Origin of the sequence: uncultured Piscinibacter sp. (genome assembly GCF_937952055.1) — a bacterium.
Lineage (GTDB): Bacteria > Pseudomonadota > Gammaproteobacteria > Burkholderiales > Burkholderiaceae_C > Piscinibacter.
In genome coordinates this window covers 463,999-486,929 of record NZ_CALFYO010000019.1, presented here as the reverse complement: position 1 = coordinate 486,929, position 22,931 = coordinate 463,999, and the positions used below count along the sequence as shown (strand labels likewise).

At 69.9% G+C, this 22,931-nt stretch carries 25 protein-coding genes, 1 tRNA gene and 1 riboswitch; of the genes, 5 read left to right on the top strand and 21 right to left on the bottom strand.

The features are described from left to right. Nucleotides 1-321 precede the first annotated feature (321 nt). Complete coding sequence (locus tag Q0599_RS09760) at nucleotides 322-864, top strand: hypothetical protein (RefSeq protein ID WP_298828921.1); 543 nt, start codon at nucleotides 322-324, stop codon at nucleotides 862-864. A gap of 690 nt (nucleotides 865-1,554) precedes the next feature. Here Q0599_RS09760 and Q0599_RS09755 read toward each other — a convergent pair. The 18 genes from Q0599_RS09755 to hrcA form a co-directional block, all read right to left on the bottom strand. Continuing rightward, nucleotides 1,555-1,764: a hypothetical protein gene (locus tag Q0599_RS09755; protein WP_367180921.1), complete on the bottom strand. Its 210-nt coding sequence runs from the start codon at nucleotides 1,762-1,764 to the stop codon at nucleotides 1,555-1,557. Between the two features lie 82 nt (nucleotides 1,765-1,846). Continuing rightward, on the bottom strand, nucleotides 1,847-3,139 hold the full coding sequence (locus Q0599_RS09750; RefSeq protein WP_298828919.1) for a serine hydrolase: 1,293 nt from the start codon (nucleotides 3,137-3,139) through the stop codon (nucleotides 1,847-1,849). Between the two features lie 58 nt (nucleotides 3,140-3,197). Beyond that, nucleotides 3,198-3,309, bottom strand: a riboswitch (cyclic di-GMP riboswitch). Between the two features lie 629 nt (nucleotides 3,310-3,938). Beyond that, complete coding sequence (locus Q0599_RS09745; RefSeq protein WP_298828916.1) at nucleotides 3,939-4,244, bottom strand: 2Fe-2S iron-sulfur cluster-binding protein; 306 nt, start codon at nucleotides 4,242-4,244, stop codon at nucleotides 3,939-3,941. A gap of 22 nt (nucleotides 4,245-4,266) precedes the next feature. Further along, nucleotides 4,267-5,091, bottom strand: coding sequence for an SIR2 family protein (locus tag Q0599_RS09740; protein ID WP_298828913.1), 825 nt, complete (start codon nucleotides 5,089-5,091; stop codon nucleotides 4,267-4,269). A 29-nt stretch (nucleotides 5,092-5,120) separates the two neighbouring features. After that, nucleotides 5,121-6,269, bottom strand: a complete 1,149-nt coding sequence (locus Q0599_RS09735; RefSeq protein ID WP_298829339.1) for a DegT/DnrJ/EryC1/StrS aminotransferase family protein — start codon at nucleotides 6,267-6,269, stop codon at nucleotides 5,121-5,123. Between the two features lie 12 nt (nucleotides 6,270-6,281). After that, the gene (locus tag Q0599_RS09730) at nucleotides 6,282-6,539 is read right to left on the bottom strand and encodes a hypothetical protein (RefSeq protein WP_298828910.1); all 258 of its coding nucleotides are present in this window, start codon (nucleotides 6,537-6,539) and stop codon (nucleotides 6,282-6,284) included. A gap of 1 nt (nucleotide 6,540) precedes the next feature. Continuing rightward, nucleotides 6,541-6,753: a putative nitrogen fixation protein NifT gene (gene nifT / locus Q0599_RS09725; protein ID WP_298828907.1), complete on the bottom strand. Its 213-nt coding sequence runs from the start codon at nucleotides 6,751-6,753 to the stop codon at nucleotides 6,541-6,543. A 15-nt stretch (nucleotides 6,754-6,768) separates the two neighbouring features. Next, on the bottom strand, nucleotides 6,769-7,935 hold the full coding sequence (locus tag Q0599_RS09720; protein ID WP_298828904.1) for a cysteine desulfurase family protein: 1,167 nt from the start codon (nucleotides 7,933-7,935) through the stop codon (nucleotides 6,769-6,771). Then, a complete protein-coding gene (locus Q0599_RS09715) occupies nucleotides 7,932-8,270 on the bottom strand; it encodes a hypothetical protein (protein WP_298828901.1) in 339 nt (112 codons plus the stop codon). Before Q0599_RS09715 ends, Q0599_RS09720 begins: the two co-directional genes overlap by 4 nt. Then, nucleotides 8,267-8,521 (bottom strand): nitrogen fixation protein NifZ, encoded by a 255-nt coding sequence (locus Q0599_RS09710; protein WP_298828898.1) that lies wholly within the window; start codon nucleotides 8,519-8,521, stop codon nucleotides 8,267-8,269. Before Q0599_RS09710 ends, Q0599_RS09715 begins: the two co-directional genes overlap by 4 nt. A 12-nt stretch (nucleotides 8,522-8,533) precedes the next feature. Continuing rightward, on the bottom strand, nucleotides 8,534-8,869 hold the full coding sequence (locus Q0599_RS09705; protein ID WP_298828895.1) for a nitrogen fixation protein NifZ: 336 nt from the start codon (nucleotides 8,867-8,869) through the stop codon (nucleotides 8,534-8,536). Then, a complete protein-coding gene (locus Q0599_RS09700; RefSeq protein ID WP_298828892.1) occupies nucleotides 8,862-9,635 on the bottom strand; it encodes a 4Fe4S-binding leucine-rich repeat protein in 774 nt (257 codons plus the stop codon). Before Q0599_RS09700 ends, Q0599_RS09705 begins: the two co-directional genes overlap by 8 nt. Before the next feature lie 11 nt (nucleotides 9,636-9,646). Next, nucleotides 9,647-10,207, bottom strand: a complete 561-nt coding sequence (locus Q0599_RS09695; protein WP_298828890.1) for a hypothetical protein — start codon at nucleotides 10,205-10,207, stop codon at nucleotides 9,647-9,649. A 14-nt stretch (nucleotides 10,208-10,221) separates the two neighbouring features. After that, the gene (locus Q0599_RS09690) at nucleotides 10,222-10,602 is read right to left on the bottom strand and encodes an iron-sulfur cluster assembly accessory protein (RefSeq protein ID WP_298828887.1); all 381 of its coding nucleotides are present in this window, start codon (nucleotides 10,600-10,602) and stop codon (nucleotides 10,222-10,224) included. Between the two features lie 8 nt (nucleotides 10,603-10,610). Next, nucleotides 10,611-10,805, bottom strand: coding sequence for a 4Fe-4S binding protein (locus Q0599_RS09685; protein ID WP_298828884.1), 195 nt, complete (start codon nucleotides 10,803-10,805; stop codon nucleotides 10,611-10,613). Between the two features lie 25 nt (nucleotides 10,806-10,830). Next, nucleotides 10,831-12,402, bottom strand: a complete 1,572-nt coding sequence (gene nifB / locus Q0599_RS09680) for a nitrogenase cofactor biosynthesis protein NifB (protein WP_298828881.1) — start codon at nucleotides 12,400-12,402, stop codon at nucleotides 10,831-10,833. Between the two features lie 480 nt (nucleotides 12,403-12,882). Next, nucleotides 12,883-12,959, bottom strand: a tRNA-Ile gene (locus tag Q0599_RS09675). A gap of 25 nt (nucleotides 12,960-12,984) precedes the next feature. Next, entirely contained in the window at nucleotides 12,985-13,995 is a 1,011-nt protein-coding gene (gene hrcA / locus Q0599_RS09670; RefSeq protein ID WP_298829337.1) for a heat-inducible transcriptional repressor HrcA, read from the bottom strand. Nucleotides 13,996-14,064: 69 nt separating this feature from the next. Here hrcA and Q0599_RS09665 point away from each other — a divergent pair, with 69 nt between their 5' ends. Genes Q0599_RS09665 through Q0599_RS09650 form a run of 4 tightly spaced genes read left to right on the top strand, consistent with a single transcriptional unit; the run spans nucleotide 14,065 to nucleotide 18,209 of the window. Continuing rightward, entirely contained in the window at nucleotides 14,065-14,940 is an 876-nt protein-coding gene (locus tag Q0599_RS09665) for an NAD kinase (RefSeq protein WP_298828878.1), read from the top strand. After that, nucleotides 14,940-16,622, top strand: coding sequence for a DNA repair protein RecN (gene recN, locus Q0599_RS09660; protein WP_298828875.1), 1,683 nt, complete (start codon nucleotides 14,940-14,942; stop codon nucleotides 16,620-16,622). The genes Q0599_RS09665 and recN overlap by 1 nt, the downstream gene beginning before the upstream one ends. Beyond that, the gene (gene rapZ, locus Q0599_RS09655) at nucleotides 16,619-17,614 is read left to right on the top strand and encodes an RNase adapter RapZ (RefSeq protein ID WP_298828872.1); all 996 of its coding nucleotides are present in this window, start codon (nucleotides 16,619-16,621) and stop codon (nucleotides 17,612-17,614) included. The genes recN and rapZ overlap by 4 nt, the downstream gene beginning before the upstream one ends. After that, nucleotides 17,607-18,209 carry an LON peptidase substrate-binding domain-containing protein gene (locus Q0599_RS09650; RefSeq protein WP_298828869.1) on the top strand — a complete coding sequence of 201 codons (603 nt, stop codon included), beginning with the start codon at nucleotides 17,607-17,609 and terminating at the stop codon, nucleotides 18,207-18,209. The genes rapZ and Q0599_RS09650 overlap by 8 nt, the downstream gene beginning before the upstream one ends. Before the next feature lie 7 nt (nucleotides 18,210-18,216). Here the strand turns inward: Q0599_RS09650 and mutY are convergent, their stop codons facing one another. The 3 genes from mutY to Q0599_RS09635 form a co-directional block, all read right to left on the bottom strand. Then, nucleotides 18,217-19,266, bottom strand: a complete 1,050-nt coding sequence (gene mutY, locus Q0599_RS09645; protein ID WP_298829334.1) for an A/G-specific adenine glycosylase — start codon at nucleotides 19,264-19,266, stop codon at nucleotides 18,217-18,219. A gap of 16 nt (nucleotides 19,267-19,282) precedes the next feature. Further along, on the bottom strand, nucleotides 19,283-21,289 hold the full coding sequence (locus Q0599_RS09640; protein WP_298828866.1) for a dynamin family protein: 2,007 nt from the start codon (nucleotides 21,287-21,289) through the stop codon (nucleotides 19,283-19,285). A gap of 146 nt (nucleotides 21,290-21,435) precedes the next feature. Continuing rightward, the gene (locus tag Q0599_RS09635; protein WP_298828863.1) at nucleotides 21,436-22,902 is read right to left on the bottom strand and encodes a glutamate synthase subunit beta; all 1,467 of its coding nucleotides are present in this window, start codon (nucleotides 22,900-22,902) and stop codon (nucleotides 21,436-21,438) included. Between the last annotated feature and the right edge of the window lie 29 nt (nucleotides 22,903-22,931).

The following is a 22,931-nucleotide window of genomic DNA, read 5'->3' as shown; positions in this document are numbered from 1 at the left end:
GGAGTTGCCATTGGCGACGGGCGGCTGTCCGGCCAGCTCGTCAGTTGCGACGGCTGACGCGGCACCAGTGCCGCCAGCCGCTGCATGAACTCCGGTGGCGACATCACGGGGTGCGTCGTGCCGTCGCGCCACGGCGTCTTGAGCTTCAATTCCACCTGATCGGCCGCGTTGACTTGCACCCGCTCGTCGGAAAGCGCGGAATGATCCGCCACCGCCGCGCGTAGACACACCGTGTGGCAGGGGTCTTCGCGCAATCCGCGTCGCGACGAGCCGCTGCACATCACGCCCGTCCCCATCCATCGTCCCCTGAGGAGTACCGACATGTCCCGTTCGCTCTCGCGCCACCTGATCGGCGCCACGCTCGTCCTGGCGGCCACCGCCGCCTTCGCGGCCCCCGTCCCTGTGCTGAAGTTCGAAGGCGCCATCGGAGTCGATCCGCTGACCGCGGCCGGCGGTGTCGACGCCTTGAACGTCGTGCGCGGCATCGACCCCGGCGGCCGCGCCTGGGTCATCCGCAAGTTCGACGCCACCGTGTATTCCGATGGCAGCATCGCCGCCCGCGGCAAGGGCCTGCTGTTCTCGAGCGGCGACGTGATCGCCACGCGCGGGCCGGTCACGCACGTCGCCGCGACGCTGGCCTGCGGCCCCGCGAACAACACCGCGACGCGGTACACCACGGCGCCGGCGCCGCTGGACGCGGCGGGCAACTTCACGATCAGCGGTCCGCTGCTCGACGGCGTCAACCAGGCCGTGCTGCCCGTGCCTTGCGACAACCCGCAGTTGCTCATTCGCGCCGCCAACCCCACCACAGGTGCGGCCGGCGGCTGGTTCGCTGCTGGCATCCTCGAGCGCGACGACGACTGAGCACCGAGGTCCCCCGATGAGGGCGTGCCGCAGGGCGGCACGCATCGGCGGGAAGGGCGCATGGACGCGCGCGCTTGGTCGCGCGCGTCTCACTCTGCCCGGCGGGACCGAACGCTCCCTCGCGCGCCGCAACCGACAGGCCGAGGCCGTCTGGGCCGGCTGCTGTTTGACCCAGACCGTGGAGCCTCCTCGCCGTCGCCCCGACGCCCATGCGGATGTCGCAGGGGATGAGTCGGCCGCCGACCTCGAGGCTTGCCGACGCGCACAGCAGGACCGTCGACGGCGCGGAGGGTCGGGTGGCTCTGGCCGCCACGCGGTCAAGACTGGCGACCTGATCGGCTGCCTGCTGGGCGACGCCGGCACGGCGCACCAGTTCGTCAACACCGGCAGCACCGAGTTGCGCTACCTGGCCATCAGCAGTTCCAAAGATCCCGAGATCTGCGAGTTCCCGGACTCGGGCAAGGTCGGCGCCTGCAGCGGCCGCGGCCTGAAGTGCTTGGATTTGACGCCCGTGGCGTTGCGTTGTGCTGGGTCGGCAGGGCCGTGGCTGTTCACATGGGGGGCTTTCGGCCCCGGCCTCAGGGTTGCCCCGCACTTCGACAGCGTCGTGCCGACACGCCGTGCAATGCCAATCCGGCTGCATTTCTGCGTGGCAGCCTGTGGCAATGTGTTGCCGACGGCGGGCGCGACTCAGGCAGCGAAGTGCACCGGCTCGCGCGCCCGGCCTTTGGGCGGCGGCTGCGGATTCAGCCCCAGGTGGCTGAGGATCTTCTCGATCACCGGGCGCTCCAGAAGGGCCGCGATGGCGGTGGAGGTCAGCACGCCATGGAGACGGATCAGCTGCAGCCTCGATCGCGCCACCAGCCCCGCCAATCGCTGCATGAACTCCAGCGGGCTCATGAGCAGCCGCGTGCTGCCGTCGCGCCACGGAGCCTCGAGCTTCCGCTCCGCCGGCCCGCCGGATATGTGCTGGTCCTGACGATCAGTCGGTGAGTGCCTGATAGGCGGCGTTGCGGAGCCTCACCCAGTAACCCGCGGTGCGCACGTAGGCGGTGCCGGGCGTCTGGATCAGGAAGATGCCGAAGAACTCTTTCTTCGGGTCGATCCAGAAATAGGTGCCTAAGAAGCCGTTCCAGGTGTAGTCGCCGAGGCTGCCGCTGACGGGACTGCGACCTTCTGCCGTGCGCACCATGAAGCCCAGGCCGAAGCCGTTGCCGGCTTCCTGCCTCACATCGATGACCGGGAGCTTGAAACTGTTCGTCGGGATGCCGGGCGGCAGCTGGTCCCGGGTCATCTGCTCGACCGACTTGCGCGACAGGATGCGTGTGCCGTCCAGCTCGCCGCCGCCGAGCAGCATCTGGCAGAAGCGCGCGTAGTCGCCGACGGTGGACACCATGCCGCCGCCGCCCGATTGCCAGCCCTTTACGGTCCTGTCCGGAAGCGGCGGGCGCTTTCCGGTCGCAGGGTCAGAGAGCGCCTGCGCGATGCGGCCGTGCTTGGCTGGATCGCTGACCCAGAAGCCGGTGTCCGCCATGCCGAGCGGTTTCAGGATGCGCAGATCGATGAATTGCCCGAGCTCCATGCTGCTCACGACCTCGATCACGCGCCCGAGCACGTCTGTAGACATGCTGTAGTCCCAGCGGGTGCCCGGCTGATTCTGCAGCGGCAGGCGCGCGAGCTTGGCGGCCATTTCCGCATTGGTCTGGCCTGGATCGATCACCTTCGCGGCGCCGTACCGGTCCTTCACCAACGACTTGCCGAATTGGCCGTAGGTCAGCCCCGAGGTGTGGCGCATCAGGTCGATGATCGTCATTTCGCGCTGCGCCGGCTCCAGCGCGAGCGTGACATTGCCCGCGGCGTCCTTCTTCTCGACGCCGACCATCGCGTCCTTGAACTCCGGTATGTACTTTGAAACCGGGTCTGAGAGATTCAAGCGCCCTTCCTCCACCAGGATCATCGCCGCAGTCGTGACGATCGGCTTGGTCATGGAGGCGATGCGGAAGATGGTGTCGCGCGTCATCGGCGCGTTCGCCTCGCGGTCGCGATAGCCGAACGATTCCAGGTAGGCGACCTTGCCCCGTCGTGCGAGCAGCACCACGGCGCCCGGAATCTCGAGCTTGTCGACGCCCTCTTGCGCGATGGCGGCCACTTCCTTCAGTCGGGCACTTGAAAGCCCGACCGATTCGGGCGCGGCCGGCTGCAGCGACGCGCAGCTGGCGAGGAACAGCAGCAGAGAGACGAGAAGGGGGATGGTGAAACGGGAGGGGCGGAGCATCACAACCTTCTTTCTCTATTGCGGCGCTGCAATCCGGCCGTGAGGCCCGATCAACAAGAACGGCAGCCCGGCCGTCTTGCCTCCTTCGGAAGGTCTCCCCTGGCTTCTCGAAGGAAACGAGACCCGTGTCCTTACGTCCCTGCCATTCGTCAGATTTGCCTACATCAAGACTCCGGACGGATATCGCGCTTGGTTGAGGGTCACGGTTAGCAGAAGTAACCATAGTGCGCTTCACGTCGAACTCAAGCGCAAGGAAGCCGCGATCGCCTCGGGCGACTGTCGCGGCGGATCGGACCTCGGCAGCCGCAGCAAGGGCGATTGGCGGTCGACCTGAAAGCATTCGCGAGAACCGCGAGCCTGACGTGAAGACCTGGCCATGCAGGAGTCGAAACCGCTACGCACACGGCGCGCAGGCAGGCGTGCGCAGTAAGCGCGCCGCTTCGCCGCGCAACGCAGCGTCACGACCCAGGCCCGGGCGGCCGCGCCTTGCTTGCCGGTCGGCAATCGGCCGGTTGATGAAGCTTCTTATGTGCCGAGGCGTGGCGGTCAAGGAGGTGGGTCAGGCCTGTCTGGGCGAGCACGGCGCGGATGGGGACGAGGCGCAGATGGCGCGGCGGCTGCAGATTGTGGTGGTCACTTCCCGTTGCCTTCGCTTCGCACTCCGGGTATCGCGCCCCTGCAGCGTTGCAGGCGAGAACCCACGCCGCCGACGGCTTCGCGGCGGTCGATTCAGAGCCGTGGAGGTCGCTTCGGGGTCGGAAGGAGCCTCATCACCCCTCCACCACTGGGCCATGGCCCCTCACCCCGACAGCGCGCCCAACAGTTCCACCGTCACCGGCTCGGTGCCCAGCAGCGTCACCTGGCAGGCCAGTCGCGACTTGCTGCCGACGCCGACGAGGGTGTCGAGCTTGGCGTTCTCCGCCGGCGTCAACTTGCTGATGCCCTTGCGGCCCTCGACGACGAACAGGTGGCAGGCGCCGCACTGGGCATCGCCGCCGCACTTGCTGATCAGGTGGCCACCGGCCTCGACGATGGCCTTGAGCAGGTTGGTGCCGGCCGCAACGTCGATGGTCAGGCCGCCGGGGTTGATGGTGAGCGTGGTCATGGGGTTTCTCTCCTAGGCGAAGTCAGGCCGCCACGGCGGCGCCGCACAGCGCGGCGGCCACCTCGGCCAGCGGAAGATCGATGCGCGCGATGCCCTGCTCGGCGAGGAAGCGCGCTTCCATGCGCGTCGGCTCGTCGGGCAGCACCGCGAAGTGCGGGCCGGCCGAGCGCTTCATCACCTGGCGCGCGAAGGCACGCGGCAGCTGGTCGTTGAAGCGGCAGCCGAGGAAGACGAAGCCGAGGCCGGTGCGGCGCTGCTGCACGAGCGCAGGAATCGGCGTCTGGATATCGATCTCGGTGAGCACCTCGACGAAGTCGCTGTCCGAGACCAGGTAGTTGCCGACCGGCGCATGGCCGCCCCAGGGCTTGTAGAGCACGGTCGGGGCATCGGCCGCGTCCGGCAGCGTGCCGCCGGCGGCGTCGTACCAGCCGGTCCAGGTGCCGAAGTGCTCGCTCTGGCTCAGGCCCTGCACCTCGGCCCAGGCGGTGCCGCTGTGCGCGGCGAGCGCACCGCGCATCGTGTCGTCGTACCAGGCGTCGACGATCAGCGGCGCATTCAGCGCGGCCAGCCAGTAATGCAGCGCCGAAGGCACGGCCTGCTTCGCGCAGGCCTCGTTCATCGCCTTGACCAGCGTCTGGCGGTGCTTGAAGTTCTCGATGAATTGCGCCGCCGCGGTCAGGCGGTTCTTGATCTTGCCCGGCACCGAGACCCTGGCGGTCAGCACGGCGGCCAGCGCCAGCGGGTCAGCCGGCGGCACGACGCCGCTGCACAGCGACAGCATGCCGGGGCCGAGGTAGGGGGCGAGCGTGCCGCGCTCGAGGCCGGTGGCGATGTCGGTGAGGTTCATGGGGAGTCCCGGTGGAGTCTGGAGGGTCGTCAGTAGATCGCCGCGCCGGCGCCGACGTTGACCGACGAGTCCTTCAGCGTCTTGACGATGAACTCGACGTGCTCGGCCGTCAGCGCCCCGTGCAGCGGCAATGCCAGCGCGCGGTCGGCGATGCGCTCGGTCAGCGGCAGCGCGCCGCGCTTCCAGCCCTGCTGCATGTAGTGGTGCTGCTGGTGCATCGGCTGGCAGTACATGACCGACTCGATGCACTCGGTGGCCAGGTCCTCGACGACCTCGGCGCAGGCACTCGCGGTGAAGCGCTTGCCGAGGTGGACGATGTAGAGCATCCAGTGCACCGCGTCGACGCCCGGGGCCACGTACGGCGGCTTGATGCCCTCGAAGCTGAGCATCTGTGCCAGGTAGTTCGCCTCGACCGCCTTGCGCCGCTCGAGGATCTCATCCAGGCGCGCGAGCTGCGCGACGCCGAGCGCCGCGCTGAACTCGCTCATCGCGGCCTGCAGCGGCACCCGCGAACCGACCGACACCGAACGCCGGTCGGCCAGCGAGCGCGAGCGCAGGTAGCGCAGTTCGGAGGCGAGGCGCTCGTCGTCGGTCACCACCATGCCGCCTTCGCCGCAGCACAGCGCGCAGGGCTGCGAGAAGTCGAAAACCGCGAGGTCGCCGAAGCTGCCCACCGGGCGGCCGCGATAGACCGAGCCGATGGCCTCGGTCGAGTCCTCGATCAGCGCGATGCCGTGGGCGTCGGCCAGTTCGCGAAAGCCCGTCCAGGCGGCCGGATGCCCGTTGACGTTGCCGGCGAGGATGGCGCGCGTGGCCGGCGTGAGCTGCGCCGCGGTGCGCGTCACGTCGAGGCAACCCGACCAGTAGTCGATGTCGGCGAAGACCAGCCGTGCGCCGGTCAGCGTGACCGCATGCGCCACCTGGTGCCAGCCGTAGGGCGAGGCGATCACCTCGTCGCCCGGCCCGATGCCCAGCGCGCGCAGCGCCAGCCAGGTGCCGATGGTGCCGCTGGCCACCGCCACCGCCTGTGCGCGGCCCAGTTCGCGCGCGAAGCCGGCCTCGAAGCGCTCGACCATGCGCCCGGCCGACCAGCGCGGCGAGGCCAGCGCAGCCTGCACCAGCTGGCTTTCGAGCTCGCTGGTGTCGGGCTCGGCGAGCAGCAGCCAGTCGTCGGGCAGTTCGGACATGGCTCAGGACCGCTCGGCGATGAAGAAGCCGGCCGCCTCGCCCGCGTCGCGGGTCACCGACCAGCAGTGGCCGTCGCTGGCGCCGAGGTAGAGCTGGCGCTTCGCGCCGACGGCGGCGGGCGTCTCCTCGCGCATGTCGAAGGCATCGACGACCACCACACGCAGGCCGGCGAACCGCTCGCGCAACGCCGCGGCGGCTTCGCGCACGCCGCTGGCGGCATCCGCGATCGCCATCGCTTCGGAAAGCGTGGTCGCTTCCATCTCAGTCGCCCGACAGGCGACGCGCCTCGACGGTGATCGGCAGCGCCGTGCCCGGCGCCATCTCGGGCAAGGCCAGAGTCCAGCCGTTGGCCAGCGTGACCGTGCCGCCCCACAGGTCGGCGCGCTCCTGCGCGACGATGGGTTCCTCCAGGTCCTTCTTCGGCACGTAGGCCGACAGCGCGCCGGTCGAGGTCTTGCGGATCATCACCTTCATGGGTCTTCCTTGCGGTCAGGCGGCCAGGGGCTGGGGTTCGAGCAGGGGGACGATGACGCGCTGCACGGTGGCGAGCGCGGCGTCGATGTCGGCGGCCGTGGTGCTGCGGCCGAGCGAGAAGCGGACGCCGGCCTTGGCCTGCGCCGCGCTCGCGCCCATTGCCAGCAGCACGTGCGAGGGCTGCGTGCCGCCGGCACTGCAGGCCGCGCCCGAACTGGCGACGATGCCGGCACGTTCGAGCCGCGACAGCACCTGCTCGGCGTCGAGCTCGCCGAAGCGCAGGCAACTGGTGTTGGGCAGGCGAGCGGCGTGGCGGCCATAGAGGTGCACGCCGTCGATGGCCGTCAGTCCGTCTTCGAGCCGTTCATGCAGCGCCTGCACGCGGGACAGGTCGTCGCCGAGCGTCGCGGCGGCGAGATCGCAGGCAGCGCCGAAACCGGCGATGCCGGGCAGGTTCTCGGTGCCGCCGCGACGGTGCCGCTCCTGGCGGCCGGACAACAAGGGCGGCAGCGCCAGGCCCTTGCGGACAAGCAGCGCACCCGTGCCCTTGGGGCCGGCGAGCTTGTGCGCCGAGACCGACATCAGGTCGGCCCCGCTGGTGGCGAAGCACAGCGGCGTCTTGCCGGCGAGCTGCGTCGCATCGACGTGCAGCAGCGCGCCGCGTGCCTGCGCGAGCGCGGCAATCTCGCCCAGCGGCATCAGCACGCCGGTCTCGTTGTTCGCGCCCATCAGGCTGACCAGTGCCACGTCGCCGCCGATCAGCGCGCGCGCCTGCGCCAGATCGAGCCGGCCCTGAGCGTCCACGCCGATGCGGTCCACCGGCACGCCCTCGTCGGTCAGGCGCTGTGCGAGCGCGAGCAGGCCGGGGTGTTCCACCGCCGACAGCACCCAGCGCCGCCGGCCCTGCGCTCCGCCCGCGCGCGCCGCGGCCAGCGCGCCGAGCACCGCCATGTGGTTGGCCTCGGTCGCGCCGCTGGTGAAGACCAGCTCGGCGCCCTGGCAGCCGAGGAAGGCGGCGACCCGCGCCCGCGCATCGGCGAGCAGGCGGCGCGCCGCCTGTCCCGGTGCGTGCGTCGACGACGGGTTGGCCCAGGCAAGCTGCAAGGCATCGAGCATCTCGGCCACCACCTGCGGTGCAGGTTGCGTCGTCGCGTTGTGATCCAGGTAGATGGCCGGAGTCATCGCCAGAACTCCCGCTGCGGGTCGCTGCACAGGCGCTGCAGCGCCTCGTCCATGCGCAGTCCGGCCGCCTTCAGCACCCAACAGCCGGCGCCGTGGTCGCGTGCGTGCAGCAGCCACTGCCCATTGCTGGCCGGCACCAGCCAGGCGATCTCGATCTCGCCGCCGGCGGGATCGACGCTGCGCGAGCAGTTCGGGCTGATCACCTTCCAGCCCAGGCCTTCGCGCTCCACGCGCGGGCGCACGTACTTGTAGCGTTCGCGCCGGCCGAGCGCCCGCGCGATGCGGGCGCGGTCCAGCGCGAGCACCTGCGGAGCGCTCTGCAGCACGGCGTTCACGCCAGCACCTCCACCATCGGCGCGATCTCTTCCTCCAGGCAGCCGAGCACGGCCACGCCGAAGTCGACCAGGTAGACCGGCACGTTGGCCTCGCCTTGGTGGCCGATCTGCACGATCTCGCCGGGGCCGCCGGCGACGACGAGCAGGATGTCTTCCGCCGGCGCGTCGGGCAGGCTGCCGTCGTTGTAGAGGTCGACGGCGGCCACCACCGGCTGGCCCCACTTGTACTTCGGTTCGCGCGGTTCGATCATGGCGGGTCTCCTTCAGCGGATGGCATCGAGCTGCGCCGCGCGCTCACCGAGCTGGGCGAGCACCTCCTCGGGCAGGTGGTCCAGCGTGCACAGCTCCTTGGCGCGCATGCCGACGCGGTGGCCGCTCTCGGTGAACTCGACGGCGTAGATGTAGAACTGCTGCAGGAAGGTGCCGATCGAGCGCACGAAGCCGACCTCGCCCTTGCGCACCAGCACCTCGCCGATGTCCTTGCCGTTGTAGGTGCCGTCGTTGCGCACGACGCTGCGGCTGATGACGCGCTCGCCCATCTCGAAGCGCGGCGGGTGGGCGATCTCGATGACGTCGTCGTCGCGGGCGATGTCAGCCATTCACAGCCTCCAGGGCCCGCTCTCGCGCCCGCTCGCGCACCTCGGGTTCGTCGTCCTCGCGCAGTCGATCGAGCGTGGCGCCGACGGCGCGGCCGGCGGCCTCCCACCGCACCGTCCAGTCGGCGTCCGTCGCCAGCCCGTCGAGCAGCGACACCGGCAGCCGCCCGGCGACGATGCGCCGCACTTCGGGCGCGGCGTCGGCGGCCAGGCGCCACAGCGCCGGCATGCTCAGACGGCGCGCCACCTCCTGCCGCACCTGCAGGTCGCTGTCGTGCATCAGCAGCGGCAGCAGCCCCTGCGGCGCGCGGCGGGCGACGATGCAGCGCACCTGGTAGTCGGGGTCGTGCACCAGCGTCGCCAGTTGCGCCATCTCGATGCGCAGCGCGACGCGGATGCGCACCTCGCGGTGCGGGTCGTCGCGCAGCTTCATCAGCAGGCGCTGCGGCACGCGCAGCGCCGCCTGCAGACGCACGGTCTCGTCGGGGTCTCCCAGCATCGCGCCGAGGCGGAACACATCGGCGTGGCGTGCGGCGATCGCGCGCACCTCGAAATAGTCGTGCCCGAGGTAGTCGTTGGCGAGTTGCGGATGGGTGCGGAAGAAGCGGTCGATGCGGCGCGCGTAGACGTCGTGCATGCAGCAGCGCCCGGGCTCGCACCGGCCGTCGGTGCGCAGCGCGGCATGCTCGCAGCGCGCGCAGCTGGCGTCGTCGATCGGCGCGCCGCGCCAGTCCATCGCCGGGATGTCGTTGGCGTCGCTGGGCTGCATCGCCGGCACCTTCAGGCGGCTTCCGGCAGGCGCGCCCAGGCAGCGGCGCCGGTGGCCTGCACGTAGACGGTCTCGTCGTCATCGTCGCGGCCGGACAGCGATCGCTGGCGCACGGCCTCCAGCAGCGCCGCACCGACGCAGTCGTCCGGGTCGAGCGCGCGCAGCAGCCCGAGCGCGTCGCGCGCCTCCACCGGATCGTCCAGCCGCAGGCTGAGGTAGGCATAGCCCTTCAGCACGAACAGGTAGAAGCGCGTCGCCGCATCGTGGCGGGCGCCGGCCAGCGGCTGCCTCGGTACCTCGCGCCACACGGCGGGCAGACCCAGTGCGCGCGCACCGACGCGCAGCGCGCGCCGCGCCACGTCGCGCGCCATCATCGGCCGGTGGCCGTAGAAATGGTGGCGGTAGAACGCGATCAGCACCGCCGGATGCTCGGGGGCGAGCGACTGCGCGCGCATCAGCGCTGCCATCGCCCCCACCGGGTCGCCGCGCAGCGCGCCGGCCTCGGCCAGCGCCGCCTCGACCGCCGGCGGCAGGGCCAGGCCAAGCACGGCGGTGTCGAAGTCGGCATCCATGGCGCGCGTCTCCCTCAGAGCCGCTTGATCGACGCCAGCGACACCGTGGCCTGTGCCGGCGGCTTGGCGTCGCCGGCCGTCGAGCAACCGCAGGCCTCGGCGTTCGGGTTCACGAAAGTCAGCCCGGCGCTGGTCGGCGTCTCGGCGAAGTCGACCGTCACGCCATCGAGCAGCAGTCGGCTCTCGGCGGGCAGGAAGAGGCGCAGGCCGTTGACCGCAAGTTCGCTGTCGCCGCCCTGCGGTGCCGACTCGACGCTGAACTCGGACGTGTAGCCCGAGCAGCCGCCCGGTGCGACGCTGAGGCGGAACCCGCCGGCAGGATGATCGGAGAAGCGCACCATGCGGCGCATGAACTTCTCCGCCGCGGCGGTCACGGTCAGGTTCGGCTGGATCATGGCGGCGCTCATACCTTCTTGATGCAGCCGTCGACCGGGCACACCGCGATGCATTGCGGCGAGTCGAAATGGCCCTCGCACTCGGTGCACTTGGCCGGGTCGATGATGAAGGTGCCGCCCTTCTCGCGGATGGCGACGTTGGGGCACTCGGGCTCGCAGGCCGAGCAGCCGGTGCACATGGAGGCGATGATCTTCAAGGCCATGACGGTCTCCTTTGACTGACGGAACTCAGGCCGCGGCGGTGAACGCGCCCTGGCGGATGCGCGCGTCGCCGCGCGGCTGGTGGGTGATCTCTCCGCGCGCGATGCGCTCGCGGTACTGCGCGAACCAGGACAGCGCGGCCTTCTCGATGAACTCGTGCGCGTACTCGTCCACCGGCTCGATGCCGGCAGCCGTCAGTTCGTCGCGCGGACAGGCGCCGATCTTCGACACCAGCACCGCATGGCAGTCGTTGATGGCGCCGACGATGGACGGCAGCTGCTCGTCCTCGCCGTAGCCGCCCTGGCAGTAGAGGTCGACGCGGCGGTGACCGACGAACAGGGCTTCGGCCTGGCTGACCTCGAAGATCTGGAACTCGGTCGCGTGCCCGAAGTGCTGGTTGACCTTGCCGTGGCCCTCGGTGGCGACGGCCACCAGCACCTTCATCGCGGCATCGACGCCGTCGTCGACCGCCGCGGCCTCGAGCGCGGACTGCTTGGCGTCGTGCTGCGCCTGCCGCTCGGCCTCGACGCGCTCCTGGTAGGCGCGGCGCTTGTCGAGGTCGTAGACGACCTCCATCTGGTCGATCTTGTCGAGCGTGAACTCGTCGCTGCGGTCCTCGCCGAGCAGGCCCACCGCATCGGCGCGGCACTGGCGGCAGTGGCGCATCAGGTTGGCGCCGCCCATGCAGGCGTCCTGCACCGCCTTCAGCTCCTGGGCCGTGGGGCCGCGCTGCCCGGTCAGGCCGAACACCGTGCCGTGCTCGGCCTCGCTGATCAGCGGCATGATGTTGTGCAGGAAGGCGCCGCGCTTCTTCACCTCGCGGTTGACCTCGTACAGGTGCTCGTCGTTGAGTCCGGGGATCAGCACCGAGTTGATCTTGGTGAGCACGCCGCGCGCGGTGAGCATCTCCAGGCCCAGCATCTGCTGGCGGTGCAGGATCTCGGCAGCCTCGCGGCCGGTCACGCGCCGGTGGTCCCAGAAGATCCACGGGTAGATCTTCTCGCCCACCGCCGGGTCGACCATGTTGATGGTGATGGTGACGTGGTCGATGTTGTACTTGCAGATCTCGTCGACCATCTGCGGCAGCGCCAGGCCGTTGGTCGACAGGCACAGCTTGATGTCGGGCGCCTGCTCCTGCAGCATGCGGAAGGTGTCGAAGGTCTTCTTCGGATTCGCCAGCGCGTCGCCGGGGCCGGCGATGCCCAGCACCGTCATCTGCGGGATCTCGCTGGCCACCGCAACGACCTTCTTCACCGCCTGCTCGGGCGTGAGCTTCTGGCTGACCACGCCGGGGCGCGATTCGTTGCTGCAGTCGTACTTGCGATTGCAGTAGTTGCACTGGATGTTGCACGCCGGCGCGACCGCCACATGCATGCGCGCGTAATGGTGATGCGCCTCCTCGGAGTAGCAGGGATGGTTCTTCACCTTCTCCCAGATCTCCGCCGGCATGTCGTCCGGCCCGCCCGACGAGCCGCAGCTCGCCTTGCCGGCACCGCCGCTGGTCGAGCATCCGCCCGAGGCTGCCGTCTCGAGGATCTGGCTGACGACCTGGCGGCCGCGCTTGAGATCGCCGATCGATACGAACGCTGTGTTGCTCATGGCGCGGGCCTTCGTCGCGTGGTGATTGCGAAGCCCCCATTGCGAGAGCCGTGCCAGAGCGAGAAGCCTTGAGAATCAGAGACTTAGGCGATGGCGGCCGGCGCGGCACGCTGTGCTGTTTGCGACAAACGGCACAGCAGTCCAGGGCTGCTGGCCCGACTTCGAAGCGGTCTGGCCTGGGCCTCCCCTCGGCGCCGGACCGGCATCCGCGTCCCGCGTCGCCCTCGAACGCCCCGCGCCGCCGCGAGGGTGTGCTCAATTCAGGCCGAAGCGAACGCCTGGATGAGGCGCCAGCGTGGCCGGTGCGACGGTCAGATCAGGTGAGGCCGACCGGAGGCAAGGTGCTCGGCATGGACGGTCACGATGAACCGTCAATCGCGCACACGGCAAACTCTTGCACGGTTGCAGCGGGCCACGGCGCCCCTGGGCGCGAGTCGTGGGATCCGGCCTTCGCGTTCAGCGACAAGCCCTTGATTTCCGTGGTAGGCCGTGTTGGACTTGAACCAACGACCAAAGGATTATGAGTCCTCTGCTCTGACCAGCTGAGCTAACGGCCCGGGAGGGCCGATTGTAGGCAGGCACCTATTTCGTGCTGAGTGCGTTGCTGACCAGTCGCGAAGTGATGTCGACGATCTGGATCATGCGGTCGTAGGCCATGCGCGTCGGTCCGATCACCCCGAGCGTGCCGACCACCTGCCCGTCGACGACGTAGGGCGCCGAGACCACCGACAGCTCCTCGTAGGGCACCACCATGCTCTCGCCACCGATGTAGATGCGCACGCCCTCGGCGCGGCTGCTGACCTCGAGCAGGCGCATCAGCTGCGTCTTCTGCTCGAACAGGTCGAAAAGCTTGCGCAGAGATCCCATGTCGCTGGCGAGGTCCTGCACGGTGAGCAGGTTGCGCTCGCCGGAGATCACCACCTGTTCCTGGCTGTCGGCGATGGCCTCGCTGCCGGCTTGCACCGCGGCCTGCATCAGTGCAGCGATCTCGCCGCGCAGCGCCTCCACTTCCGTCTTCAGCCTTTCGCGCACCTGCTCGATGGTCAGGCCGGCATAGTGCGCGGTCAGGTAGTTGCTCGCCTCGATCAGCTGCGCCTGCGTGTAGTCCTGCGCGGTGAAGATGACGCGGTTCTGCACGTCGCCGTCGGGGGCGACGATGATCACCAGCACGCGCTTCTCCGACAGGCGCATGAACTCGATGTGGTGGAACACGCTCGGCTTGCGCGGCGCCGTCACCACACCGACGAAGCTCGACAGGCTGGACAGCAACTGCGCCGCGTTGGCGATCACCCGCTGCGGCTGGTCGGGCGGCAACGCGGCAGCCGGCGGCGTCTCGAGATTGAGCGGCTGCGCCGTCAGCATGGTGTCGACGAAAAGCCGGTAGCCGCGCGCCGTGGGCACGCGGCCGGCGCTGGTGTGCGGGCTGGCGATGAGGCCGAGCTCTTCCAGGTCGGCCATCACGTTGCGGATGGTCGCCGGCGACAGCTCCAGACCGCTGGCGCGCGAAAGCGTGCGCGAACCCACCGGCTGACCGTCGGCGATGTAGCGTTCGACCAGGGTCTTCAACAGCGTCTTGGCGCGCTCGTCCAGCATGGTTTTCATTGTAGGCGCGACGGACTTTCTCCCCGATTCGCCCGAGGGCCCTGTGGTGTAATTCCTCGCATGTCAAGCCGTTTCCGACACGCCGCGCTGGTGGGCAAGTACCAGGCGCGGGGCATCCGCCCGGTGCTCGAGGAGATTGCGCATTTCCTCGTGCGGCAGGGCCTGGAGGTGTCGCTGGAGGAGCAGACGGCGCAGAACACCGGCATCGCCGACTACGGCGCCTTCACGGCCGACGAACTCGGTCGCCATTGCGACCTGGCCGTGGTGGTCGGCGGCGACGGCACCATGCTCGGCATCGCACGCGAACTGGCGCGCCACGGCACGCCGCTGGTGGGCATCAACCAGGGTCGGCTCGGCTTCATCACCGACGTGCCCATCGGCCAGTTCGCCCAGGCGCTCGCGCCGATGATCGCCGGCGACTACGAGGAGGAGCGCCGCACCATGCTGACCGGCTGCGTGCTGCGCGACGACGAGCGCATCTTCGAGGGTTTCGCCGTCAACGACGTGGTGGTCAGCCGCGGCGCGGCCAGCAGCATGGTCGAGCTGAAGGTGGAGATCGGCGCCGAGTTCGTCGCCAACTTCCGCGCCGACGGCCTCATCCTCGCCTCGCCCACCGGCTCGACGGCCTATGCGCTGTCGGCCGGCGGGCCGATCCTGCACCCCGGCATCGCCGGCTTCGTGATGGTGCCGATCGCGCCTCACGACCTGTCCAACCGCCCCATCGTGCTGCCCGACACCGGCGAGATCGTCATCGAGATCGTCACCGGCCGTGACACCAGCGTGTCCTTCGACATGCACGCACTGGCCAGCCTGCTGCATGGCGACCGCATCGCCGTGCGGCGATCGCGCGACCAGGTGCGCTTCCTGCATCCGCGCGGCTGGAGCTACTACGCGACGCTGCGCCGCAAGCTGCACTGGAACGCCGGAGTGACCTGATGCTGAGGCGCCTGACCCTGCGGGACTTCGTCATCGTCACCGAGCTCGAGGTCGAGCTCGACGGCGGCTTCACCGTGCTTACCGGTGAGACCGGTGCGGGCAAGTCCATCCTCATCGACGCGCTGCAGCTCGCGCTCGGCAGCCGCGGCGACGCCGGCATGGTGCGCGAGGGTGCGGCGCGCACCGAGATCGGCGCTGAGTTCGATCGGCCGGCGAGCCTCGCCGACTGGCTGGACGAGGCCGGCTTCGACGACGCCGACAGCCTGCTGCTGCGCCGCACGATCGATCTCCAGGGCAAGAGCCGCGCCTGGATCAACGGCAGTCCCGCCACGCTGGCGCAGTTGCGCGAGGTGGCCGACCACCTCGTCGACATCCATGGCCAGCATGCCTGGCAGAGCCTGACGCGGACCACCTCGGTGCGCGCCCTGCTCGACGCCTACGGCGGCATCGCCACCGCGCCGCTCGCGGCGGCCTGGCAACAGTGGCGCGCGGCGCAGGAATCGCTGGACAGGGCGCGCGGCGCGCAGGCCGATCTGGAGCGCGAGCGCGAGCGCCTGGCCTGGCAGATCGGCGAGCTCGACAGGCTCGCGCCCGGCCAGGGCGAGTGGGACGAGCTCGACGCCGAGCACCGGCGCCTGTCCCATGCCCAGGCGCTGATGGACGGCGCGCGCACCGCGCTCGACGCGCTGTCCGAGGCCGAGGAGAACGCCGAACGCCTCGCCGGCTTGGCGATCGACAAGCTGCAGGACGTCGCCGAGTACGACGCTGCGCTGGCGGGCGTCGTCGAGGTGCTGCAGGGCGCGCTGGCGCAGTTGCAGGATGCTTCGCACACGCTGTCGGGCTATCTGAACCGCGCCGATCTCGACCCGCAGCGCCTGCAGGCGCTGGACGAGCGTCTGTCCGCCTGGATGAGCCTGGCACGCCGCTATCGGCGGCCGCCGATGGAACTGCCGATGCTGCTGGCGCAATGGCGCGCCGAGCTGACGGCGCTCGACGCGGCGACCGACCTCGACGGCCTGCAGCGCGACGCCGACATCGCGAAGGCGACCTTCGACAGGGAGGCGACTCAGGTCTCGAAGCAGCGCCGTGCCGCGGCGCCGAAGCTCGCCGCCGCCGTGACGCAGGCGATGCAGCAGCTCGGCATGGCCGGCGGCCGCTTCGAGGTCACGCTGCAGGCGCAAGAGGCCGCTCAGTCCTTCGGGATGGAGTCCGCCGAGTTCCTCGTCGCCGGCCATGCCGGCAGCACGCCGCGGCCGCTGGCCAAGGTGGCCTCGGGTGGCGAACTGTCGCGCATCGCGCTGGCCATCGCCGTCACCACCAGCCAGCTCGGTGAGGCCGGCACGCTGATCTTCGACGAGGTCGACGCCGGCGTGGGCGGCGCGGTGGCCGAGACGGTGGGCCGACTGATGAAGCAGCTCGGTCGCGACCGCCAGGTGCTTGCCGTCACGCACCTGCCGCAGGTGGCGGCCTGCGCCGACCATCACCTCGTCGTCGCCAAGCTGGCGCAGGGCGGCGGCGTGCGCAGCGAGGTGCGCGCGGTGGCCAGCGAGGCGCGCGTCGCCGAGGTGGCTCGCATGCTCGGCGGCGAGCGGCTGTCCGGCACCAGCCTGGCTCACGCCCAGGAGATGCTGTCGGTGGGCGCCTCGACGGCGCCACCGACGCGCAAGGGGCGCAAGCCATGAACGAGCCGCGCGGCGACAACCTGCGCGAAGTGCTCGACAACCTCGAGGACTTCAGTCCCGAAGGAGATGCGGCCAGCGCTTTGGTCAGCGCGCCGAGTGAAGTGGTGCTGGTCACGGGCATTTCCGGCTCGGGCAAGTCGGTCGCGCTGCACGCGCTGGAGGACGCCGGCTTCTACTGCGTCGACAATCTTCCGCCCGAACTGCTGCGCGAGTTCCTGCGCATCGAACACGCTCGCTCGGATCGCCGTGTCGCCATCGCCGTGGACGTGCGCAGTGCCGGTTCGCTGCCCCATCTGCTGCCCCTGCTGGAACAGCTGCGCGGAGAGGGGGTGGCGATCATCTCGGTCTTCCTCGACGCCACCACCGATGCGCTGGTGCGTCGATTCTCCGAAACGCGCCGCCCGCACCCGCTGTCGGACGATCAGCCCAGGCCCGGTCCGGCGCGGCGGCGCGGCGACAACGCCATCGACGGGCGCCGCGCGCTGATCGACGCGATCGAGCTCGAGCGCGAACTGCTCTCCGAGCTGCGCGAGGTGTCCACCGTGATCGACACCAGCCAGCTGCGCCCGGCACAGCTGCGCGCCTGGATGCGTGACCTCGTGAAGGCCGATGCGCACCGCCTCACGCTGGTGTTCGAGAGCTTCGCCTTCAAGCACGGCGTGCCGCTGGACGCCGACTACGTGTTCGACGTCCGCGTGCTGCCCAACCCCTACTACATCCGCGAGTTGCGCCCGCAGTCCGGACGCGACGCGCCGGTGATCGAGTACCTGCAGGCCCAGCCCGAAGCCGCCGAGATGCTGATGCAGATCGAATCCTTCCTCGCGCGCTGGCTGCCTGCCTTCGAGGCCGACCAGCGCAGCTATCTGACCGTGGCCATCGGTTGCACCGGTGGCCAGCATCGCTCGGTGTACTTCGCCGAAATGCTGGCGAAGCGTTTCGGCGCGCGCTCCGGCACGCTGGTGCGGCATCGCGAGCTCGACGAGCGTGACTGAGCTGCCGCTGTTCCCCCTGCAGACCGTGCTGTTCCCGGGCGGGCTGTTGAGCCTGAAGGTGTTCGAGGCGCGCTATCTCGACCTCGCCGCCGCCTGCCTGCGCGAGCGTCGCCCCTTCGGCGTGGTGGCGCTGCTCAGGGGCCACGAGGTCCGCCGCGGCGACGACACCGTGGTGTTCGAGGACATCGGCGTGGTCGCCGAACTGCTCGAGGTCGACAGCGCACGACCCGGCATCCTGCAGTTGCGCTGTCGCGGGACGCAGCGCTTTCGCATCGGGGGCACGCGGCAGCAGGCCGACGGCCTGTGGATCGGCGAGGTCGAACTGCTGCCCGACGACGACGCGGTGGCGCCTGCGGAGCCGATGCTGGAGACGGTGCGCGGACTGGCCAACGCCATCGCCTCGCTGAAAGGCAAGGGGGTCGAGCCCTTCGAAGAGCCCTATCAGTTCGACAAGGCCGGCTGGGTGGCGAACCGCTGGTGCGAGATCCTGCCCATCCCGCTGGCGGCCAAGCAGAAGCTGATGGAGTTGCCCGATGGCCGCGTGCGTCTCGGCCTCGTCGACGAATACCTGCGCGGCAAGGGCGTGGTCAAGTAGCGCGCGCTCAGCGCGCGTTCGCGAGCAGCCTGCGCAGTGGCGCGGGCAGGCCCGCGCCCAGCGCCTCGTCCGGCGTGAACCAGCGGCCGCTGGGCCAGGGCGAGACGATCCCCTCGACGCGCGTCGCGGGTGTACCCGCGGGCAGCGTCCAGCGGCGCGGATGCAGCGTCCAGTCCAGGTGCGTGAGCACGTGGGTGAAGCTCGGCAACGCCTCGCCCTGGCCCGGCCAGCTCGCCGACGCCGCGCCCAGCGCTTCGGTCGAATCGAACTCCGGCAGGCTCCACAGCCCGGCCCACACGCCGCGGTCGGGCCGCTGCACCAGCCAGATGCGCTCACCCCAGCGCAGCCAGAGCCAGACATGCTCGCGCGTGCCGCGCCTGAGCCTGCGCGTCTTCACCGGGTAGCGCTCGGGCCGGCCCTCGTTCGCCGCGACGCAGCGCTCCCTGACCGGGCAGACCGGGCACTGCGGCGTGCGCGCGAGACACAGCGTCGCGCCCAGGTCCATCAGGCCCTGGGTGTAGGCCTCGATGCCCTGCTCTGGCAGCAAGTCGGTGGCGCGGCTCCACAGCGCTCGCTCCTGCGCCGACTCGGTGAGATCGCCGTCGAAGCCGAGCACGCGGGTGAGCACCCGCTTCACGTTGCCGTCGAGGATGGCCACGCGCTCTCCGAAACAGAAGGCGGCGATGGCTGCGGCGGTCGAACGGCCGATGCCAGGCAACTGGGTCAGCATGCTGCTGTCGGCAGGGAAGCTTCCACCGTGCTCGGCCACCACCACCTGCGCGCAGCGGTGCAGATTGCGCGCGCGGCTGTAGTAGCCCAGGCCGCTCCACAATGCCAGCACATCGTCCTGCGGCGCCGCGGCCAGCGTCTGCACGTCGGGGAATCGCTGCAGGAAACGTTCGTAGTAGCCGAGCACCGTAGCCACCTGCGTCTGCTGCAGCATGATCTCGGAAAGCCACACGCGGTAGGGATCACGCGTGCGCTGCCAGGGCAGCGCATGGCGTCCGTGCGAACGCTGCCAGGCGATCACCTGCCGAGCGAAGCCGCCCGAAGACACCGGCGGCACCGGCGGATCAGGCCTTCACGAGGCGCAGCGACGGCGGCGCGGGGAGGTCGTCCAGCGGCAGGTCGATGGTGATCATCGACGGCACCTCGCCGCGCGTGCCGCTGCGCGCCTGCTGACGCAGCGCATCGAGCAGTTCCGCGCAGCGCGTCTCGAAGCCTTGCAGCCGCTGGTCGTGCGTGTCGAGCTCGGAGAGGCGCGTCTCCAGTTCGCTGGCGGCGGCCTGGATGCGCTCGAGCGACTCGCGCCGGCGGCGGAAGCCGCGGCGGCGCTCACGCAGCTGCGCGTCGACCTGCGCCGAGGCCGACTTGTTCCACATCTCCAGCTCGGCGCTGGCGCTCTCGAACACGACGCGCAGCTTGGACATCAGCATGCGACGGAACTGCTCCATGAACTTGGGCTGCGACAGGCGCAGCGCCTGCGTCAGGCCGAGGTATTGCACATAGCTCTTTTCGATCAGGTCCAGCTCGCCGGCGAAGCGGTCGAGATCGGGGCCGGGATTCAGCGCCAGTCCGAAGCCGAACTCCGCGTTCAGCTTGCTGAACGTGGCCTCCAGCATCTGGCGGATCTCGATCGACTTCTTCTGCGCCGCCGCGAGCAGCGCGCGCAGCCGCTGGCACAGCGCGACGAAGGACCTCTTCGCGCCGAGGTTGAGCAGGCTGGCCGACATCTGCTGCTGCATCGTCGCCACTTCCTCGCGCAGCCGGTCGGACGACAGGCCCACCATGGCGTCCTTCAGCATGCGGCTGTGCACCATGCGCATCGCCTGCAGCTTGGTCGTGCAGGCCTCGAACTCCGCAGTCTCCGCCTCGACGCGCTGCAGCATGATCTGCAGCTTGGCGCCGCTCTTGCCGCGCAATCCGCGCAGCTCCAGCGTCTGTTCGGCGAGCTGGCGCCGGTTGTCGTTCAGGCGCCGCGCGACGTGCGACTCGATCTGCTGCGCGACGTCGAGCACGACGCGCTCGAGCAGCGCTCGCCGCTGCGGCATCAACTGCTCGCCGAGAGCCGTCTCGAGCGCGGGCAGTCGACTGCGTTCGAGCGCCGCGGCATCGCCTTCGACACGGGCCGCCAGCGCCTGGCGTGCGGAGAGCGGGTAGACACGCTCGGCCGGCACGGCGAGCGTGCGCGCCGTCTCGCGGCGCTGGCCCTCGATCTGCTCGCGCACCTGCTCGGCCGTGGCCAGCGGGTCGATCATCGCGTCGATCTTGTTCAGCACCACGAAGCGCGAGAAGGCGTCGCCGCTGAGATGGTCGCGCCAAATCGCGAGGTCGGACTTGGTCACACCGGCATCGGCGCCGAGGATGAACACCGTGGCATGCGCGGTCGGCAACAGGCTCAGGGTCAGCTCGGGCTCCGCACCGATCGCGTTCAGGCCCGGTGTGTCCAGCACCACCAGCCCCTGCTTGAGCAACGGGTGCGGATAGTTGATCAGCGCATGGCGCCAGGCCGGCACCTCGACACGGCCGAGTTCGTCCAGCGGCGGGTTCTCGTCCTGCGCCTCGTCGTTCCAGAAGCCGAGCTCGCGCGCCTGGTCCTTGCTGACCCAGTCGGTGCGCATCACCTCGCGCAGCGACTCGGCCAGGCGCTGCGGGTCGCCGACATCCAGCCTGACCAGCTTCCAGGCCTTGGGCAGCTTGCGCAGCTCACCGAGCGACTGCCCGGTCAGGCGCGTGTCGATGGGCAGCAGCGACAGCGCCGGCGGCTCGCTCGCATCCCAGGCCAGCTCGACCGGGCACATCGTGGTGCGGCCCGGCGTCGCCGGCAGGATGCGCCGGCCGGCGTCGGCGAAGAAGATGGCGTTGATCAGCTCGGACTTCCCGCGCGAGAACTCGGCGACGAAGGCGACGACCAGCTTCTCCTGGCCAAGCCGCTCGCGCAGGCCCTCGAGCTGCGCCTGCGCGGTGGCATCGGAGAGGTCGTGGTCGGAAAGGAAGCGGCCGACCTCGTCCAGGCGGCTCACGAGCGAGCGGCGCCATCCGCTCAGGGCGTCGAGGCTGCTGGCAAACGAATGCGTCATGAGCGGTGGCAGGCAGATCCCTTGAATCGGGGGGATGGTAGCCCATGGCCCCCACCCTCCTGCCCTGTCTCCCTCGCGGCGAAACAACTGCTCACCACCGCGGCGCGCGGCGTGACGGATTGGTCACGCTGCGGCGCCGGGGCGCCTCAGCGCGGCAGCTCGCTGCAGCCCATCAGGTACAGGTCGACGGCTCGCGCAGCCTGGCGGCCTTCGCGGATCGCCCACACCACCAGCGACTGGCCGCGGCGCATGTCGCCGGCGGCGAACACCTTGTCGACATTGGTCTTGTAGCCGCCGGCGGCCTCGGTGCCTGCGCGGGCGTTGCCGCGCGCGTCCTTGTCGACGCCGAAGGCCTCGAGCACGCTGCCCACCGGACTGACGAAGCCCATGGCCAGCAGCACCAGGTCGGCCGGGATGATCTTCTCGCTGCCCGGCACCTCGGTCATCTTGCCGTTGCTCCACTCGACGCGCACCGACTTCAGCGCCGAGACCTTGCCCTTCTCGCCGATGAACTCCTTGGTGGCGATGGCGAACTCGCGGTCGCAGCCTTCCTCGTGGCTGGACGAGGTGCGCAGCTTGATCGGCCAGTAGGGCCAGACCAGCGGCTTGTCTTCGTGCTCGGGCGGCATCGGCAGCAGCTCGAACTGGGTCACGCTCTTCGCGCCGTGGCGGTTGCTCGTGCCGACGCAGTCGCTGCCGGTGTCCCCGCCGCCGATCACGACGACATGCTTGCCGTCGGCGCGGATCTGGCCCTTCACCTTGCCACCCGCGTTGAGCCGGTTCTGCTGCGGCAGGAACTCCATCGCGAAGTGGATGCCCTCGAGGTCGCGGCCGGGCACCGGCAGATCGCGCGACTGCTCCGCCCCGCCGGCCAGCAGCACGGCGTCGAACTCGCTCTTGAGCTGCTCCGCGGAGACGATCTCCTTCGCCCAATTGGTGACCTTGCTGCCCTCGGGCAGCTGGCCGACCAGGGTGTTCGTACGGAAGCTCACGCCCTCGGACTTCATCTGCTCGACGCGGCGGTCGATGTGCGACTTCTCCATCTTGAAGTCGGGGATGCCGTAGCGCAGCAGGCCGCCGGGGGCGTCGTTCTTCTCGAACACGGTGACGTCGTGGCCGGCGCGCGCGAGCTGCTGCGCCGCGGCCAAGCCGGCCGGGCCCGAGCCGATCACTGCCACCTTCTTGCCCGTCTTCGCCGTCGGCGGACGGGGGACGACCCAGCCCTCGGCCCAGGCGCGGTCGACAATGGCGTGCTCGATGCTCTTGATGCCCACCGCGTCGTCGTTGACGTTCAGCGTGCACGCGGCCTCGCAGGGGGCGGGGCAGATGCGGCCGGTGAACTCGGGGAAGTTGTTGGTGGAGTCGAGCACCGCGAAGGCATTCTTCCAGTCACCGCGATACACCAGGTCGTTGAAGTCCGGGATGATGTTGTTGACCGGGCAGCCGTTGTTGCAGAACGGCGTGCCACAGTCCATGCAGCGCGCCGCCTGGATCTTCGACTCGTCGGCCTTGAGCCCGATGACGAACTCCTTGTAGTTCTTCAGGCGCTCGCCGACGGGTGCGTAGCCCTCCTCGAGGCGCTCGTACTCCATGAAGCCGGTGACTTTTCCCATGATCGTTCCTGCTCTTGCTGTTCGTCGGA